Source organism: Saccharopolyspora phatthalungensis, from assembly GCF_014203395.1.
GTDB classification, from domain to species: Bacteria; Actinomycetota; Actinomycetes; order Mycobacteriales; family Pseudonocardiaceae; genus Saccharopolyspora; species Saccharopolyspora phatthalungensis.
Genome location: NZ_JACHIW010000001.1, coordinates 2,009,888 through 2,024,650 on the forward strand (window position 1 = coordinate 2,009,888; position 14,763 = coordinate 2,024,650).

Sequence of the window (14,763 nt, forward strand, 5' to 3'; positions counted from 1 at the left end):
GTGCTGACCTCCGGCCAGTTACTCGCCGACCGGTACCGGCTTGGCCACCGCATTGCCGTCGGTGGGATGGGCGAGGTGTGGCAGGCGGTGGACGTCCGGCTGGACCGGACCGTGGCCATCAAGGTGCTCAAGGCGGAGCTGTGCGGTGACGCGGAGTTCCTGCACCGGTTTCGCACGGAGGCCCGGACCACCGCGTCGCTGAACCACCCGGGGATCGCCGCGGTGCACGACTACGGTGAGACCGCCTCCATCCCGGATGGGCCGGAGGATACCGCGTACCTGGTGATGGAACTGGTCGAAGGTGAGCCGTTGGCCGCGATCCTGGCCCGCGAGGGCCGGATCAACACCGACCACACGCTCGACATGCTGGAGCAGGCCGGTCGCGCTTTGCAGGCCGCGCACGAGCGGGGCCTGGTGCACCGCGACGTCAAGCCCGGCAACATCCTGATCACCCCCGAGGGCAAGGTGAAGCTGACCGACTTCGGTATCGCGAAGGCCGCCGATGCCGCGCCGGTGACCCGCTCGGGAATGGTGATGGGCACGGCCCACTACATCGCGCCGGAGCAGGCGTTAGGCAACGACGCGACGCCATCCAGCGACGTGTACTCGCTCGCCGTGGTCGGCTACGAGTGCTTGATGGGGCATCGCCCGTTCCTGTCCGAGAACGCGGTGACGGTCGCGATGATGCACATCCGGGAGATCGCGCCGCCACTGCCGCCCGACGTGCCGCCCGGCGTGCGGGCGCTGGTCGAGGCGACGCTGGTGAAGGACCCGCGGCGTCGCTACGCCGACGGCGGCGAGTTCGCCAACGCCGTCGGTGCGGTGCGCGCGGGCAAGCCGCTGCCCGCCCCCTCTTCGCTGGTCGTGCCGCAGCATCGGCATCAGCTGAACGTCAGCGTGCCGAATACCGGCGTGCACCAGATGCCCGCGCAGCTGCCGCCGATGGGCAACACGTTTCCACCGGGGCTGATCCCGCCGCAGGCGCCGGCCCCTCAGCTGCCGCCACCTGCGACACCCGCACCCCGTACCAACAAGATCGTCGTCTGGGTGCTCGTGGCGGTGCTCGCGGTAGCCTTGCTGATCGCTGTCGGATTGGCCGCCTACTCGGTGGTCAATTGGGGCCAGGGGTCGGTCGGATCCGGCCATGTGACAACGCACCACCTGGATCCGGCGGCGGCCTTAGGCCGGACTTCGCTTCGGCGCGCGCCCGTGATCGGGGCGGACTTGGCGGGTTGGCCGGACACCGTAGTCGGGGGAACACCGCACGTCGCCCTGCTGGCGCCGACCGAAAGGGGCGAAACAGCATGATGGGACGATCGTTGACAAGGATCGGAACGGCGCTTCGATGAGTTCACCTCGACTTCTGTCCAACCGCTACGAGCTCGGTGAGACTCTCGGCTACGGCGGTATGTCCGAGGTGCACCGCGGCCGCGACACCCGCCTGAGCCGGGACGTGGCGGTAAAGATCCTGCGCGCCGACCTCGCCCGCGACCCCACGTTCCAGCTGCGGTTCCGCCGCGAGGCGCAGAACGCCGCAGCGTTGAACCACCCGGCGATCGTGGCGGTCTACGACACCGGCGAGACCGAGTCCGAGAACGGGCCGCTGCCGTACATCGTGATGGAGTACGTCGACGGCAGGACGCTGCGGGACATCGTCAAGACCGAGGGGCCGCTGGCGCCGCGCCGGGCGATGGAGGTCATGGCCGATGCGTCGGCGGCGCTGGACTTCAGCCACCGGCATGGCATCGTGCACCGGGACGTCAAGCCGGCCAACATCATGATCACCCGCTCCGGCGCGGTGAAGGTGATGGACTTCGGCATCGCTCGCGCGCTGGCCGACGGACAAGCCGCGGTGACGCAGACCGCGGCGGTGATAGGAACCGCCCAATACCTGTCACCGGAGCAGGCTCGCGGCGAGGCGGTGGACGCGCGAAGCGACGTCTACGCCTCCGGCTGCGTGCTGTTCGAGTTGCTCACCGGGGAACCGCCGTTCACCGGTGATTCGCCGGTCGCGGTCGCCTACCAGCACGTTCGGGAGGAGCCGCGCAAGCCCTCCGACGTCAACCCGACGACGCCCGCCTCGCTGGACGCCGTGGTGCTCAAGGCGTTGAGCAAGAACCCGGCCAACCGTTACCAGTCGGCCGCGGAGATGCGGGCCGACCTGGTGCGGGTGCTCTCCGGGCAGCGCCCCAAGGCCCCGATGATCATGTCGGAGGACGAGCGGACGGCGATGCTCACCCAGACGTCGGCGACCGAGATGCTGCCGCCGGGGCGGCACCGCTCGGTCGACCGGGACCCGGACGAGATCGACCCCCGACAGGAACGCAAGCGCCGCAAGCACTGGATGGTCGCCCTGGTCACCGCGGCCTGCGTGGCGGTCTTCGCGCTCGCGGCGTGGCTGGTCACAAGCATGGTCAACAGCGAGCCGGAGGGGCAACCGGTACCGAACCTCATGGGCATGAACCGGGCGGCGGCGCTGGCCCAGGCCAGCAGCGAGCAGTGGAACGTCGTCTCGAAGCTGTGCCCGTCGTCGGTAGAGGACGTCGACAGAGTCGTCAGGCAGACCCCGCCGTGGCCGGCTCAGCTCGTCAAGGAACGCCAGAAGCTGGAACTGTGCTTCGGCACCGGCCCGGCCAGCGTGCCGGTGCCCGACCTGTCCGGGTTGACCATCAACGAGGCCTCGCAACGGCTGGAAGAGGCCGGGCTCAAGCTGGGGCTGACGCCGGATTACAAGGAGACCAGCGACCCCAAGTCCGTCGGCAAGGTCATGGACTGGGACAAGAAGGGCGAGACCGTCACCCAGGGCACCACGATCTCCGTCGTGATCGGCAAGGAGATCACCACGGTCGAGGTCCGGGACGTGCGCAACATGCCCTACGACACGGCGAAGGCATACCTGGAGGGCGCCGGGTTCAAGGTCAGCAAGGTGGACCGCGACTCCGACCAGCCGCAGGGCACCGTGATCGACCAGAACCCGGCGGGCGGGAGCAAGGCACGGCCGGGCTCCGAGGTGTCCCTGGTGGTGTCCAACGGCCAGCAGCTGACGATGCCGCCCCTGACGAGAATGTCGCCGAGCCAGGCCGAGCAGGCATTGCGGTCCCGCGGCTGGGACGGCGAGATCATCGAGACCAAGCAGTCGACCACGGACCAAACGCTGGACAACAAGGTGGTCGGCACGTCGCCGGGCGCGGGTCAGAAGATGGCCAAGAACCAGCCGGTGACGCTGTACGTCGGCGAATACGACAGCAGCCCACCCACCAGTTCCCCGCCTAATGGCGGCATCATCCCGCCGTTCGGCTGATCGGCCGCAAACGGCTCGAAGGGCAGCCCGGACCGATCGGTCCGGGATGCCCTTCGGCTATTCGCGTCAGCGCCGGGCGGCCGCAGCGACCTGGCGCATGCCGCGTTCGAGCTCCGCGACCACGGACTCGTCCACCGGGTGCCCGGCCGAGGCCATCCAATTCGCCAGCATCCGGTGGCCGCCGTCGGTGAGCACCGATTCGGGGTGGAACTGAACACTCTCCACCGGAAGTTCCCGGTGCCGCATGCCCATCACGATGCCGGACGCGGTTCGCGCGGTGATCTCGAAATCGTCCGGGATGGTGTCGGCGCGGACGATCAGCGAGTGGTAGCGCGTCGCGATGAACGGCTCCGCGAGACCGGCGAACACTCCGGCTCCGGAATGGTGAATTTCGCTGACCTTGCCGTGCAGCAGTTCCGGCGCCCGCTCGACGACCCCGCCCCAGACCGCGCCAACGGCCTGGTGCCCGAGGCACACTCCGAACACCGGCCTGCGCTCCGCGGCGCAGCGTTCAATGAGCTCCATCGTGCGCCCGGCGCGGTCCGGCGTACCCGGACCGGGGCTGATCAGGACACCATCGGCGGAGGCCATGTCGGCGGCGGCGACGACGTCGTTTCGGCGCACGACGCAATTCGCGCCCAGTTGCGCCAGATACTGTACGAGGTTGTAGACGAAGCTGTCGTAGTTGTCGACGACGAGTACGCGCACGCCGACAGCGTACGCGGTAGGCATTCCGGTTTCACCGGTCTGTTCACAACGGACTGTTCACAACGGGCGCCCGATCGAGGAAGTGATCAACAACTACCGGAAAGTCCGCGACACCGTGCGCAATCGTGCGGACGACGATTCGGCGACAGCGCGAGGACCGCCCGGGATGAAGCCGCCGTGCTCCGGTCCGGTCACGGCTTGGACCACGGAGTCGATCAACGCTGTGATTACGTTAACGTGGTAACTGGAATAACGAGTCGCGCCGCCGGAAGCCGCGCACCCGGACACCGGGCCGGAATCCGAGGCGCGGCGACCGCCCGAGCAAGCGGCGCACGATGCCGCACCACCTGGCGAGGACACCATGCCGAAGTCCAAGGTCCGCAAGAAGGACTCCCCCACCCCGGTGGCCGATCGCCGCACGCCGGTGAAGGCGAAGGCGGTCGGCCCATCGCACCCGATCTACGTCATCGTGATGTTGGGGATGATGCTGATCGGGCTGGTCTGGCTGGTGGTGAACTACCTGGCTGGCGAGAAGATCCCGTTCATGACCGATCTGGGCGGGTGGAATTTCGCCGTCGGCTTCTCGTTCATGATCATCGGCCTGTTGATGACGATGCGCTGGCGCTGATCACGACCCGCTTCGGCAAGGCAGCGGATCGTGGTCGAGGTCCGAAGGGATTAATCCCTTCGGGCCTCATTCGTCTAGTCGGCCCCTTGACTACGAGTCAGCGAAGAACAGCGGTGTAACTCATCCCCAATGGGGATAACCCCTGTGGATAACTCATCGGCGGCAGGTGGATAACGGTGGAGGCGGGTGGATCTCGGCAGTGGGCGACGCCGCTTGGGCTGGTCGCCTGCGGCTGGGTGCTCGCCGTCGCAGCGGCGGTGTGGTGGCTGGTCGCCGAGTCGGCGACGGACCGACTGTTCATCGGCGTGCTCGTGGTGGCGCTGGCCGCCACCGCCGCGCACGGCAGCATCTGCCGACCGCGGCTGCGCGCGGACCGCGAAGGCGTCACCGTCCGGGGCTTGCGGGGCCCGCAGCACTGGTCCTGGCCGGCGGTGGCGGTGCGGGTCCGCCAGGACCGCCGGTTCGGCCGCACCGTGCAGACGCTCGAACTCGATGCCGACCCGGAGCTGGTCGTGCTGACCAGGCTTGACCTGGGTGCGGACCCACAGGTAGTCGCGGACGAACTCCACGCGCTGCGCGGCTGAGCGGTCAGGCCCCCAACTGCTGGCAGCGGGTATCCGCGCCGGATCCGATGCAGACTATGTTGCCCAACTGCAGGTCACGCATGACCAGCATCGCGATCAGGACCACCAGCAGCCCGGCAAGCGCGCCCGCCTGGATCAGCGCTTGCCGATTACGGGGCGCGTAGACCAGCGCACCGGTCGCGAGCACGCCGATGACGAGCCCGCCGAGGTGCCCGAGCAGCGAGATGCCCGGGATCAGCACGCTGGCGGCGATGTTGAGCGCGATCACCACCAGTACCGGCCGCAGGCTCACCTTCAGCCGGAGCGCGGCTATCGCGATGCCGCCCATCAGGCCGTACACCGCGCCGGACGCGCCAGCCACCGACTTGAGCTCGGCACCGAACATAAACACGGCGGTGCTGCCGCCGAGCAGGGACAGCATGTACACCGCGCCGAATCGGAGCCGCCCCAGCACGAGCTCCAGGTCCCGGCCGATCACCCACAGGGCGATCATGTTCATCAGCAGGTGGATCAGGCCGATGTGCAGGAACCCGGAGCTGATCAGTCGCCACCACTGCCCGGCGGCGACCAGGATCGGCCAGAGCGCGAAGTCATCGAACAGCGCGGCCGTGTAGTTCAAACCGATGCTGCCAGCCTGCACCGCGGTGAGCACGAAGACCACCACGTTGATCGCGACCAGCACGGGCACCAGGATCGGCTTGCTGGACAGCCGCGCTCCGGCGACCGTCACCGGTCGCCGCGCGGCACGTTGCCCCTGCGCGACGCAGTCGACGCACTGCTGGCCGACGGAGGCGTCGCGAAGGCACTCCGGGCACGCCGGCCGCTCACACCGGGTGCAGCGCAGCCCGGTGGGGCGGTTCGGGTGCCGGACGCAGGTCGGCAGCTGCGGCGGCGCCCCGTCCGCCCCAGGCTGCGATCCGGGCGGAACAGTCACGTCAGGACCTGCTCTTCACTTCGTCGGCTGAGTCAGCCGCGTTCGATCGAAACCTTCTCGATGACGATGTCAGTGAGCGGCCGGTCGGCCTTGCCGGTCGGCGTCTGCGCGATCGAGTCGACCTTGTCGCGCGACGCCTGGTCGGCGACCTCACCGAAGATCGAGTGCTTGTAGTTCAGCCAGTCCGTGGCACCGACGGTGATGAAGAACTGCGAGCCGTTGGTGTTCGGTCCGGCGTTCGCCATCGCCAGCAGGTAGGGCTTGCTGAACTGCAGCTCGGGGTGGAACTCGTCACCGAACTGGTAGCCGGGGCCACCGCGCCCGGTTCCGGTCGGATCCCCGGTCTGGATCATGAAACCTGCGATGACCCGGTGGAAGATCACCCCATCGTAGAACGGCCCGGAGCGCTCACCCTTGGCGTTGGGTTCGGTGTACTCCTTGGTTCCTTCGGCGAGGCCCACGAAATTGGCCACGGTCTTGGGCGCCTTGTCGGGGAACAGGTTGATCCGAATGTCGCCCTGCGAAGTGTGCAGGGTCGCGGTCACCTTCGTCCCAACGAGCGATCCGTTGTCTTCAGCCACCAGACCATCCTGCCATCGAAGAGGCCGAACGCGGTGTCTGGGTGCAGTATGGGGGCTGATCGCCGCCTGCCGGGCGGTGTCAACGCCGGGGGCGTGGGCAGATGAAATCGACCGGCGAACGTCGGGCTGAGGAGGGCACACGATGGACGAGGTGAAGGCGATGGCCCGAGCTGGCGAAAGCGTGGGCAAGGCGGTCGGGACGGGCATCAAGTCCGCCCGCCACGGCGCTAAACGCGCCGGCGAGGTCGGCGTGGCGCTGTCCAGGCAGGCTGCGGTCCGCGCCGAGCAGGAGCTCGCCAGTCGCGGCTATTCCACAGAGGAGCTGCAGGAACTTCTCGCGCAGCGGGCCACCGGGATGTCCCGCAAGGAGCTCGCCAAACGCGGCCGCAAGGCGCGCAAGCAGTGGGATAAGAAGACCGCGAAGTCTCGCAAACAGCTGGCCAAGAACACTCTCGCGGCCCGCAAGGAACTGGCCGCGCGCATCGACCCGGGCAAGCCGAAGCAGCGGCGCAAATGGCCGTGGATGCTCCTTGCGCTGATCGGCCTGGTTGCGGCCGCGGCGGCGGTGTTCTCCCGCCGCCCCGAGGAACTGCCGATCGCGGAGGCGGACAACGAGTTCACCCGGCGCGACACCCAAGCCCGCCACCGCGCGGACCGCCCAGACACGGCGACCCAGTCCGAGAGCCGGCCGAACGTCGCCCGAGAGCAATCCCGCTGACCCCGTGAACCAATGGGAGGCCGGAGCGCTGGCCCGGCCTCCCATTTCTCGGAGTGGTTTAGATCACATCCGATGGGATCGGTTCTATGGTCACGATGCAGGGATGAGCGAACCGACCAGCTTCGATCTGCAAGCTTCGACGCGCGTGTCCGCGACCCCGGACGAGGTGTACCGGATCGCCAGCGACATCACGCGGATGGGCGAATGGAGCCCGGAGTGCACCGGCGGCGAGTGGGCCACCGGCGAGCCGGGCACCGTCGGCGCCACCGTCAAGGGCCGCAATCGGTTCCGCGACGACACCTGGACGACCGAGTGCGAGGTCACGGCGGCCGAGCCGGGCCGCCGGTTCGCCTGGGCGGTGCCGACCCACTCGCCGACGCCGGACAACTCGGTGTGGTCGTTCGAGTTCGAACCCGATGGTGCCGGCTGCACGCTGACCCAGCGCTTCCGGATGCGGCAACCCCCTACCCCGCTTCTTTCGATCAGGGATCGCCTGCCCGCCGAGCGGGCCGCCACCTTCCTGGATTTTCGCCGGTCGCGACTGCAGCAGGCGATGCAACAGACGGTCGAGGCGATCAAAGACGCCGCGGAACGCTGATGTCAACCAGGGTTGACATCAGCCAACTTGTCAACCTAGGTTGACGTCATGGCAGAAGCGACGGAACTCGCCTCCGCGGCGAGCAGCCGCGACCCACGGATCGGCCTGCGGGCCGTGGCGGCGCTGCGAAAGCTGCTCGAACAGTTGGAAGCCGTACAGATCCGCAATGCGCGCAACCAGGGCTGGTCGTGGCAGGAGATAGCCGGGGAACTCGGCGTGTCCAGGCAGGCCGTGCACAAGAAACACGGGAGGTCGTGATCATGTTCGACTCACGAAGAGGCCCCGAAGCCCACGACAGTGAGCCCCGCTGGGACACAACGACACGGCAAGCTTGATCGATCCTGGAGCGTCCCTGCGTGATCTCCGGATCAACGAGACCGGCTGGCCGGGCGGTATTTCCGCCCGGCCAGCCGTTTCTCTACGTAACCCGCGCAGGGTCAGTACATCGTGTTGGGATTGGCAGAGGTCGCCGGGATGGGCTGGACGACGCTCCAGTGCTCTAGCAGCTTGCCGTCACGGACCCGGAAAATGTCGCCGGACACCGATCCCTTGGCATCGGGGAAGTCCAGCAGGTGGGCGAACAAGAAGACCAGGTCTCCTTGGGCGACAGCAAATTTCACATCGGCCCGGTATCCGGGGTGCGCGGCATACATGTCCTGCATGAACTGTTGCAGAGCAGGGGAACCGTTCGGCACACCCGGCCAGTGCTGGAAGTAGGTGTTGTCACCGATGTAATGGTCGAGTGCCGCAAGACGCAGGTTGTCATCGCGCTCGTTGATCGCCTCATCGAAGAGGCCGACAGCCGCTTGCTTGCTGTTCGCGTCCGTGGACAGCGGCAACGGAAAGTCCACCCTGGGCGAGCTGAGCGTGGAGAACATGTCGTTGCCGATGTTCGACGGCGGCAGCACATCCTGGCTGGCCCCCCACTGCTCGGCGATCCTTCCGTGGCTGAGCCGGAAGAGGTCCATCTTGGCAAGCCCTAGTTCGCCGGGCCGTGGGACGAAGTTGTTGTGGACGATGACGAGGTCACCTTCGACGATGACCCTTTTCACGTCAAAACGCAGCTGCGGGAACTTCGCCCGCAAATCGGCCTGGTACTTCCGGAAGGCCGCACTGCCGTTGGCCACTTCGGGATTATGTTGGATGAGATCAGGCCGCATGGCCCGGTTGACGAATTGAAGCCTGCCCTCGTTCAGCGCGTCGTAGAGCGCGAGGACGACCCCCTTGTTCGCGGCCTCATCTGGCGTTTCCAACTGCCATTGCGACGCGGGCCAGTGCTGCTGCGGTGCGGCGACAGCGAGTGGCGTGATACCGGCGGCTATGGCAATGGCTGTGACGAACGCAGTAAACCCAAGTAATAGCCTTCGGGATCCATATTTTTTGGGCATAGGTTTCTCGTTCCCTGCAACTCAGATTGAGCCGCGCTTAAAAGGAAGCGGCCCAGGGACTGGTCGTTCATGTGTCTATCGCACTTATTCAGGGGTCGATTCGTTTCCAGGCCATCGGTGTGCCCGCCCCTTCCGGGCACGCGTCGTGGACGGACTGTAGTTAGACCCAGAGTGAGAACGGTCAATCGTCGCAGGTGGACGGTCGACCGACGCGCAGTGGGGTACCGATTCGCGGGAAAGGCGGCTGATCAGGCAGCGATTCAGCCCAGCCATAGACTGGTATCGAAGCGCACATATCCGCACACTCCGACACTGCTCAGTGGCGACAAGGTTGCTTTTTCGATAGAAGCTCTAATCTCTGTTCGGATAAGCCGTGATATCTAGCACGTATAGTCTTAATGACCCTTAGGACACTCAGCAAGATGCGGGACCATGCCGTTATCGTTCCGAGACCTTATGCTTGAAGCGCTGGTCAGCGCGCCACAACATTGGTCAGACACCGGTACGCGATTCATCGCGTACCGGGTCGCGGGAGTAGCAGGCCGCTGACGTTATCGACGGTCTTGACCTGCCCCAGACCCGTTCGCTGTGCCGAATTCAATGCCGGTCGCCGAGTTAGTACGGGAGATGCTTCCGGTTGCCGGCATGCTGCCTATCAGATCGTGACGGTTGCATAGTTCCCAGTGGGGGTCAAGACTGCCGACGCCCATTCGCCGTGGTCACGTGGGGCCATTGCCCGGATTTACCCTATTACATTGCCCAATTTACCCTATTGCGAGTCGTCGTCAGACGAACGGCGAAGAACCGGCCGAGGAGGTCAACCTCCCGCGCGTTGTAGTGCCGGAACACCGGTCCTCTCCCACTATCAGGTTGCCGACCTCGCCGATGCCCGCGGTATGGACGGTCCGGAGTCCTGCTCCTGGCCGACACCGGCCTGCGCTGGGGTGAGATGGCCGCACCGCGCGTTCACCGCACCGACCTCGACCGGCGCGTCGCGTACTGGTCGCGGAGTCGGTGACGGAGGCCAGCGGACGGCTGCACTGCACCGGGTGGTGTGCTTCGGGTTCCGAGCTTCCGGCGGGCAGTGTCCGATCGTGCCGTAGCCGAAGATTGGACCAGTCGAATTCCATCGCGCGCGCTGCGCCACACTGCGGCTTCACCGGCCATCGCCCCGGGGGCGTGAAATCGTCCAGCAGGGGTTGGGCCACAAGCCGGCGGCAATGGCTCTCGATTAGTAAGGACACCCTATTCCGAGACCGGTTGCACGAAATTGTCGCCCGAAATGATTCGCCGGTAGGTGCCCCGAATGGGCTTAGCACATGATCATGAAAAAAGACCAGGCGCTTCGACCTGGTCTTTACGGTGGAGACGAGGGGAATCGAACCCCTAACCCCCGCCTTGCAAAGGCGGTGCTCTGCCAATTGAGCTACGTCCCCGGCTATTGCGTCACCACTCAGGTCCGCTGACCGGTGACGCTCGCGATGACGACCGGCTTCGCGAGCCGGTTCAAGCGCCCAGAGAAACGATCAGGCCTCTGCGGTGGCTTCGCGCCACAGGTCGGCCTCGGCCTTAGCGGCCCGGTTACGCCGGATGACGAACAGCACGACCCCAGCAACTGCGGCGAGTGCGAGCAGCTTCTTCACTTCCGGTCGCCTCCTAGCGTGGCGTGCAGCCCGAGACTTCCTCGGATCTGGAAAAGATTGACCAGTGGGCCTAGAAGGACTTGAACCTTCGACCTCTTCGTTATCAGCGAAGCGCTCTAACCGCCTGAGCTATAGGCCCTTGGTGTACTTCAAACACTACAGGATGCCTTTCGGAACCCGGAACGGGGGTCCCCGTTGCGGATGAGCCGGACGTGGCGATCCCGGTCCGGCACCGGAATCGCCACGTCAGCGGCTCACTCCCGCTCGGAAAGGGTGACCTCGATGCCGCCGGCGAAGTCGGCGGCCACGTTGTAGATGAACGCGGCCACCGTCGCCAGCGCGGTCACCAGCACGATGTTGATCGCGCCGATGATCGAGGCGACCCCGAACACCCGGCCCGCGCTGATCAGCGGTGCGCTGGCCGCGTTGTCGGGCTGAGTCAGCTCGGTGAAGGTGCCGTTGAGCTGGTCCCACACCCCCATGCCGTCGAGCACGCCGTACAGCACAGCGACCGCGATCATCCACACGAAGAACAGGGCCACGCTCAGCACCAGCGCGAGCTTCAGCACCGACCACGGGTCCAGCCGCTTCACCTGCAGGCTGGCTCGCCGCGGGCCCCGGCTCGGTCGCCGCGCCGAAGTCGCCGTTTGTGCGGCGCGGGTGCCAATGGCGTCGCCGGTGAACGACACCGTCGTCCGAGCGGCCTGTGGCACCTTGGTACGCACCGTTTGCTGGTCCTGCATCTGCTTCGGGATGTTCTGCGTGTCATCGGCGTCCGAGCCGGGGGCGGCGGCAGTCGCCGGTGTCCCGGTCGAGCTCTGCTCGGTCGTCGCCGATGCTCGTTGCCAGGGCGGCGGCGTCTCGGTGCCGTGCAGTGCTTCCCCGCTTCCTCCGGTGGCGGGCTGCTCCGGGGCGGAGCCGGATTCGGTGCCGGCGGTCCCGGCACTTTCGTCGACTGTCTGGGTGCTGACCGAAGCCCGGTCCGCATCCTGCTGCGGGTCGGACTGCTCCGGCTTCTCGGAAGGTGTCACGAGCGATCCTTCGATGATCGTCGGTGGCGGTGTTCGGCGTGGTCTTCCACGGTTTTACTTCTGCTGCTCCGGCCCCGCAGCGTCGGGGTCGGCGGCCTCGTCGGCGTTGCGCGCGATCGCCACCAGCGTGGACCCCTCGTCCAGGTTCATCAGACGAACCCCCTTCGTCTGCCTGCCGGCCTTGCGCACCTCCTTGGCGGTGGTCCGGATGACCCCACCGGTCGAGGTGATCGCGTAGAGCTCGTCATCGATCTCGACGATGAGCGCCCCTACCAGCCTGCCACGCTTGTTGTCGTACTGGAGAGTCAGCACGCCCTTTCCACCACGGCCCTGCACCGGGTAGTCATCGATCGGGGTGCGCTTGGCGTAGCCGCCATCGGTCGCGACCAGCACGTACCGGTCGATCCGGACCACGCCCATCGCCAGCAGTTCGTCACCGTCGTTGAACCGCATGCCCAGCACGCCCGAGGTGGCCCGGCCCATGGGCCGCAACGCTTCGTCAGTGGCGTGGAACCGGATCGACTGGCCCTCGGCGGACACCAGCAGCAGGTCGTCATCGGCGGAACACAGCACCGCCCCGACCAACTCGTCGCTGTCCTTCAGGTTGATCCCGATGAGACCACCCGATCGGTTGGAATCGAAGTCGGTCAGGCGGGACTTCTTGACCAACCCGTTGCGGGTGGCCAACACCAGGTACGGCGCCGCGGTGTAATCCTTGATCTGCATGACCTGCGCGATCTGCTCGTCCGGCTGGAACGCGAGCAGGTTCGCCACATGCTGACCGCGCGCGGTGCGGTTGGCCTCCGGCAGTTCGTAGGCCTTCGCCCGGTAGACGCGGCCCTTGTTGGTGAAGAACAGGATCCAGTCGTGCGTTGAGCACACGAAGAAGTGCGACACGATGTCGTCCTGCTTCAGCTGCGCGCCCTGCACGCCCTTGCCGCCGCGTTTCTGCGCACGGTACAGGTCGGTGCGGGTCCGCTTGGCGTAGCCGGTGCGGGTGATCGTGACGACCACATCCTCGTCGGCGATGAGGTCTTCCATGGAGACCTCGCCCTCGAACGGGACGATCTTGGTGCGCCGGTCGTCGCCGTACTTGTCGACGATCTCCATCAGCTCGTCGCGGATGATCTGCCGCTGCCGCTCCGGCTTGGCGAGGATGTCCTTGAGGTCCTCGATCTCCCGCTCGATCTCGGCCAACTGGTCGACGATCTTCTGCCGCTCCAGGGCGGCCAGCCGGCGCAGCTGCATCTCCAGGATCGCATTGGCCTGGATCTCGTCGACCTCGAGCAGCTCGATCAGCCCGGTGCGCGCGTCGTCCACCGTGGGCGAGCGCCGAATCAGCGCGATGACCTCGTCGAGCATGTCCAGCGCCTTGACCAGACCGCGCAGGATGTGGGCGCGTTCCTCGGCCTTGCGCAACCGGTACTTGGTCCGCCGGACGATGACCTCGACCTGGTGCTTGACGTAGTACCGGATCACCTGGTCCAGCCGCAGGGTGCGGGGCACCCCGTCGACCAGCGCCAGCATGTTCACGCCGAAGGTCGTCTGCAGCTGGGTGTGCTTGTAGAGATTGTTCAGCACCACCTTCGGAATCGCGTCGCGCTTGAGCGTGACCACGATCCGCATGCCTCGACGGCTGTTGGATTCGTCCGCGATGTCCGAGATACCGGTGAGCTTGCCCTCCCGGTGCATCGTGGCGATGTTCTCGATCAGGTTGTCCGGGTTGACCTGGTAGGGCAGTTCGGTAACGACCAGCGTGGTGCGGCCCTTGTTGTCCTCTTCGATGGTGACGACGGCCCGCATCCTGATGGAGCCGCGCCCGGTGCGGTAGGCGTCCGCGATCGCGTTCGTGCCGAGGATGAGCGCCTGGGTTGGGAAGTCCGGGCCCTTGATCCGCGCCATCAGCGCTTCGAGCAACTGCTCGTCGTCGGCGTCCGGGTTCTCCAGCGCCCAGACGACGCCGTCGGCTACCTCGCGCAGGTTGTGCGGCGGGATGTTGGTGGCCATCCCGACCGCGATCCCGCCACCGCCGTTGACCAGCAGGTTCGGGAACCGCGACGGCAGCACCGTGGGTTCCTGGGTGCGCCCGTCATAGTTGTCGGCGAAGTCGACGGTGTCCTCTTCGATGTCGGCGAGCATGTGCATCGCCAACGGGTCCAGCCGGGACTCGGTGTATCGCATGGCCGCCGCCGGGTCGTTGCCGGGCGAACCGAAGTTGCCCTGGCCGTCGATCAGCGGGTGGCGCATCGACCACGGCTGGGCCAGCCGGACCAGCGTGTCGTAGATCGCCGAGTCGCCGTGCGGGTGGTAGTTGCCCATCACGTCACCGACCACGCGGGAGCACTTCACGTAGCCGCGGTCCGGCCGGAAGCCGGAGTCGTACATCGCGTACAGCACGCGGCGGTGCACCGGCTTGAGGCCGTCCCGCACGTCGGGCAGCGCGCGCGCCACGATGACGCTCATCGCGTAGTTGATGTAGGAGTTCTGCATCTCCTGCTGGATGTCGACCGGTTCGATCCGGCCATGTTCCGGCGGCAGGATTTCCGTCACAGTAGAGATTCCTTTCAGGCGGATTAGCGTGTTCCGGCGCCGCCATAACGCGGGCAAACGTTCCCTCGAACCTCTCCCGTTCCATTACAGACGAGGCAC

13 protein-coding genes, 2 tRNA genes and 1 pseudogene are annotated in these 14,763 nt (G+C 66.5%); 7 read left to right on the forward strand and 9 right to left on the reverse strand.

Going from position 1 to position 14,763, the window contains the following annotated elements; genetic code table 11:
* Together BJ970_RS08930 and pknB are read left to right on the forward strand one after the other, a co-directional pair.
* Entirely contained in the window at nt 1-1,308 is a 1,308-nt protein-coding gene (locus BJ970_RS08930) for a serine/threonine-protein kinase (RefSeq protein WP_184725813.1), read from the forward strand.
* Nucleotides 1,309-1,345: 37 nt separating this feature from the next.
* A complete protein-coding gene (pknB, locus tag BJ970_RS08935) occupies nt 1,346-3,301 on the forward strand; it encodes a Stk1 family PASTA domain-containing Ser/Thr kinase (RefSeq protein WP_184725815.1) in 1,956 nt (651 codons plus the stop codon).
* Nucleotides 3,302-3,367: 66 nt separating this feature from the next.
* On the opposite strand, the gene BJ970_RS08940 is transcribed toward pknB, so the two are convergent.
* On the reverse strand, nt 3,368-4,009 hold the full coding sequence (locus BJ970_RS08940; RefSeq protein ID WP_184725816.1) for an aminodeoxychorismate/anthranilate synthase component II: 642 nt from the start codon (nt 4,007-4,009) through the stop codon (nt 3,368-3,370).
* Between the two features lie 361 nt (nt 4,010-4,370).
* Here BJ970_RS08940 and crgA point away from each other — a divergent pair, with 361 nt between their 5' ends.
* Nucleotides 4,371-4,637 (forward strand): cell division protein CrgA, encoded by a 267-nt coding sequence (gene crgA, locus BJ970_RS08945; RefSeq protein WP_184725818.1) that lies wholly within the window; start codon nt 4,371-4,373, stop codon nt 4,635-4,637.
* A 176-nt stretch (nt 4,638-4,813) separates the two neighbouring features.
* Complete coding sequence (locus BJ970_RS08950) at nt 4,814-5,221, forward strand: PH domain-containing protein (protein WP_184725820.1); 408 nt, start codon at nt 4,814-4,816, stop codon at nt 5,219-5,221.
* A 4-nt stretch (nt 5,222-5,225) separates the two neighbouring features.
* Here the strand turns inward: BJ970_RS08950 and BJ970_RS08955 are convergent, their stop codons facing one another.
* Nucleotides 5,226-6,155: a rhomboid family intramembrane serine protease gene (locus tag BJ970_RS08955; RefSeq protein WP_312864166.1), complete on the reverse strand. Its 930-nt coding sequence runs from the start codon at nt 6,153-6,155 to the stop codon at nt 5,226-5,228.
* A gap of 32 nt (nt 6,156-6,187) precedes the next feature.
* Nucleotides 6,188-6,736: a peptidylprolyl isomerase gene (locus BJ970_RS08960; RefSeq protein ID WP_184725822.1), complete on the reverse strand. Its 549-nt coding sequence runs from the start codon at nt 6,734-6,736 to the stop codon at nt 6,188-6,190.
* Between the two features lie 142 nt (nt 6,737-6,878).
* Between BJ970_RS08960 and BJ970_RS08965 the strand changes: the two genes are divergently transcribed.
* The 3 genes from BJ970_RS08965 to BJ970_RS08975 all read left to right on the forward strand — a co-directional run bounded on the left by BJ970_RS08965 (nt 6,879) and on the right by BJ970_RS08975 (nt 8,310).
* Complete coding sequence (locus BJ970_RS08965; RefSeq protein WP_184725824.1) at nt 6,879-7,454, forward strand: hypothetical protein; 576 nt, start codon at nt 6,879-6,881, stop codon at nt 7,452-7,454.
* Between the two features lie 103 nt (nt 7,455-7,557).
* Nucleotides 7,558-8,052, forward strand: coding sequence for an SRPBCC family protein (locus BJ970_RS08970; protein ID WP_184725826.1), 495 nt, complete (start codon nt 7,558-7,560; stop codon nt 8,050-8,052).
* Nucleotides 8,053-8,100: 48 nt separating this feature from the next.
* Nucleotides 8,101-8,310, forward strand: a complete 210-nt coding sequence (locus BJ970_RS08975) for a helix-turn-helix domain-containing protein (protein ID WP_184725828.1) — start codon at nt 8,101-8,103, stop codon at nt 8,308-8,310.
* A 179-nt stretch (nt 8,311-8,489) separates the two neighbouring features.
* Here BJ970_RS08975 and BJ970_RS08980 read toward each other — a convergent pair whose 3' ends face one another.
* The 6 genes and pseudogenes from BJ970_RS08980 to gyrA form a co-directional block, all read right to left on the reverse strand.
* Nucleotides 8,490-9,440: a nuclear transport factor 2 family protein gene (locus BJ970_RS08980; RefSeq protein WP_184725830.1), complete on the reverse strand. Its 951-nt coding sequence runs from the start codon at nt 9,438-9,440 to the stop codon at nt 8,490-8,492.
* 1,363 nt (nt 9,441-10,803) lie between these two features.
* Nucleotides 10,804-10,876, reverse strand: a tRNA-Ala gene (locus BJ970_RS08985).
* Nucleotides 10,877-10,975: 99 nt separating this feature from the next.
* Nucleotides 10,976-11,083: pseudogene (locus tag BJ970_RS36990) on the reverse strand (DLW-39 family protein); the annotation flags it as partial.
* A gap of 65 nt (nt 11,084-11,148) precedes the next feature.
* Nucleotides 11,149-11,222: transfer RNA gene (locus BJ970_RS08990), tRNA-Ile, on the reverse strand.
* A gap of 115 nt (nt 11,223-11,337) precedes the next feature.
* A complete protein-coding gene (locus BJ970_RS08995; protein WP_184725832.1) occupies nt 11,338-12,114 on the reverse strand; it encodes a DUF3566 domain-containing protein in 777 nt (258 codons plus the stop codon).
* Between the two features lie 54 nt (nt 12,115-12,168).
* Nucleotides 12,169-14,664, reverse strand: a complete 2,496-nt coding sequence (gene gyrA, locus BJ970_RS09000; protein WP_184725834.1) for a DNA gyrase subunit A — start codon at nt 14,662-14,664, stop codon at nt 12,169-12,171.
* Nucleotides 14,665-14,763: the final 99 nt, after the last annotated feature.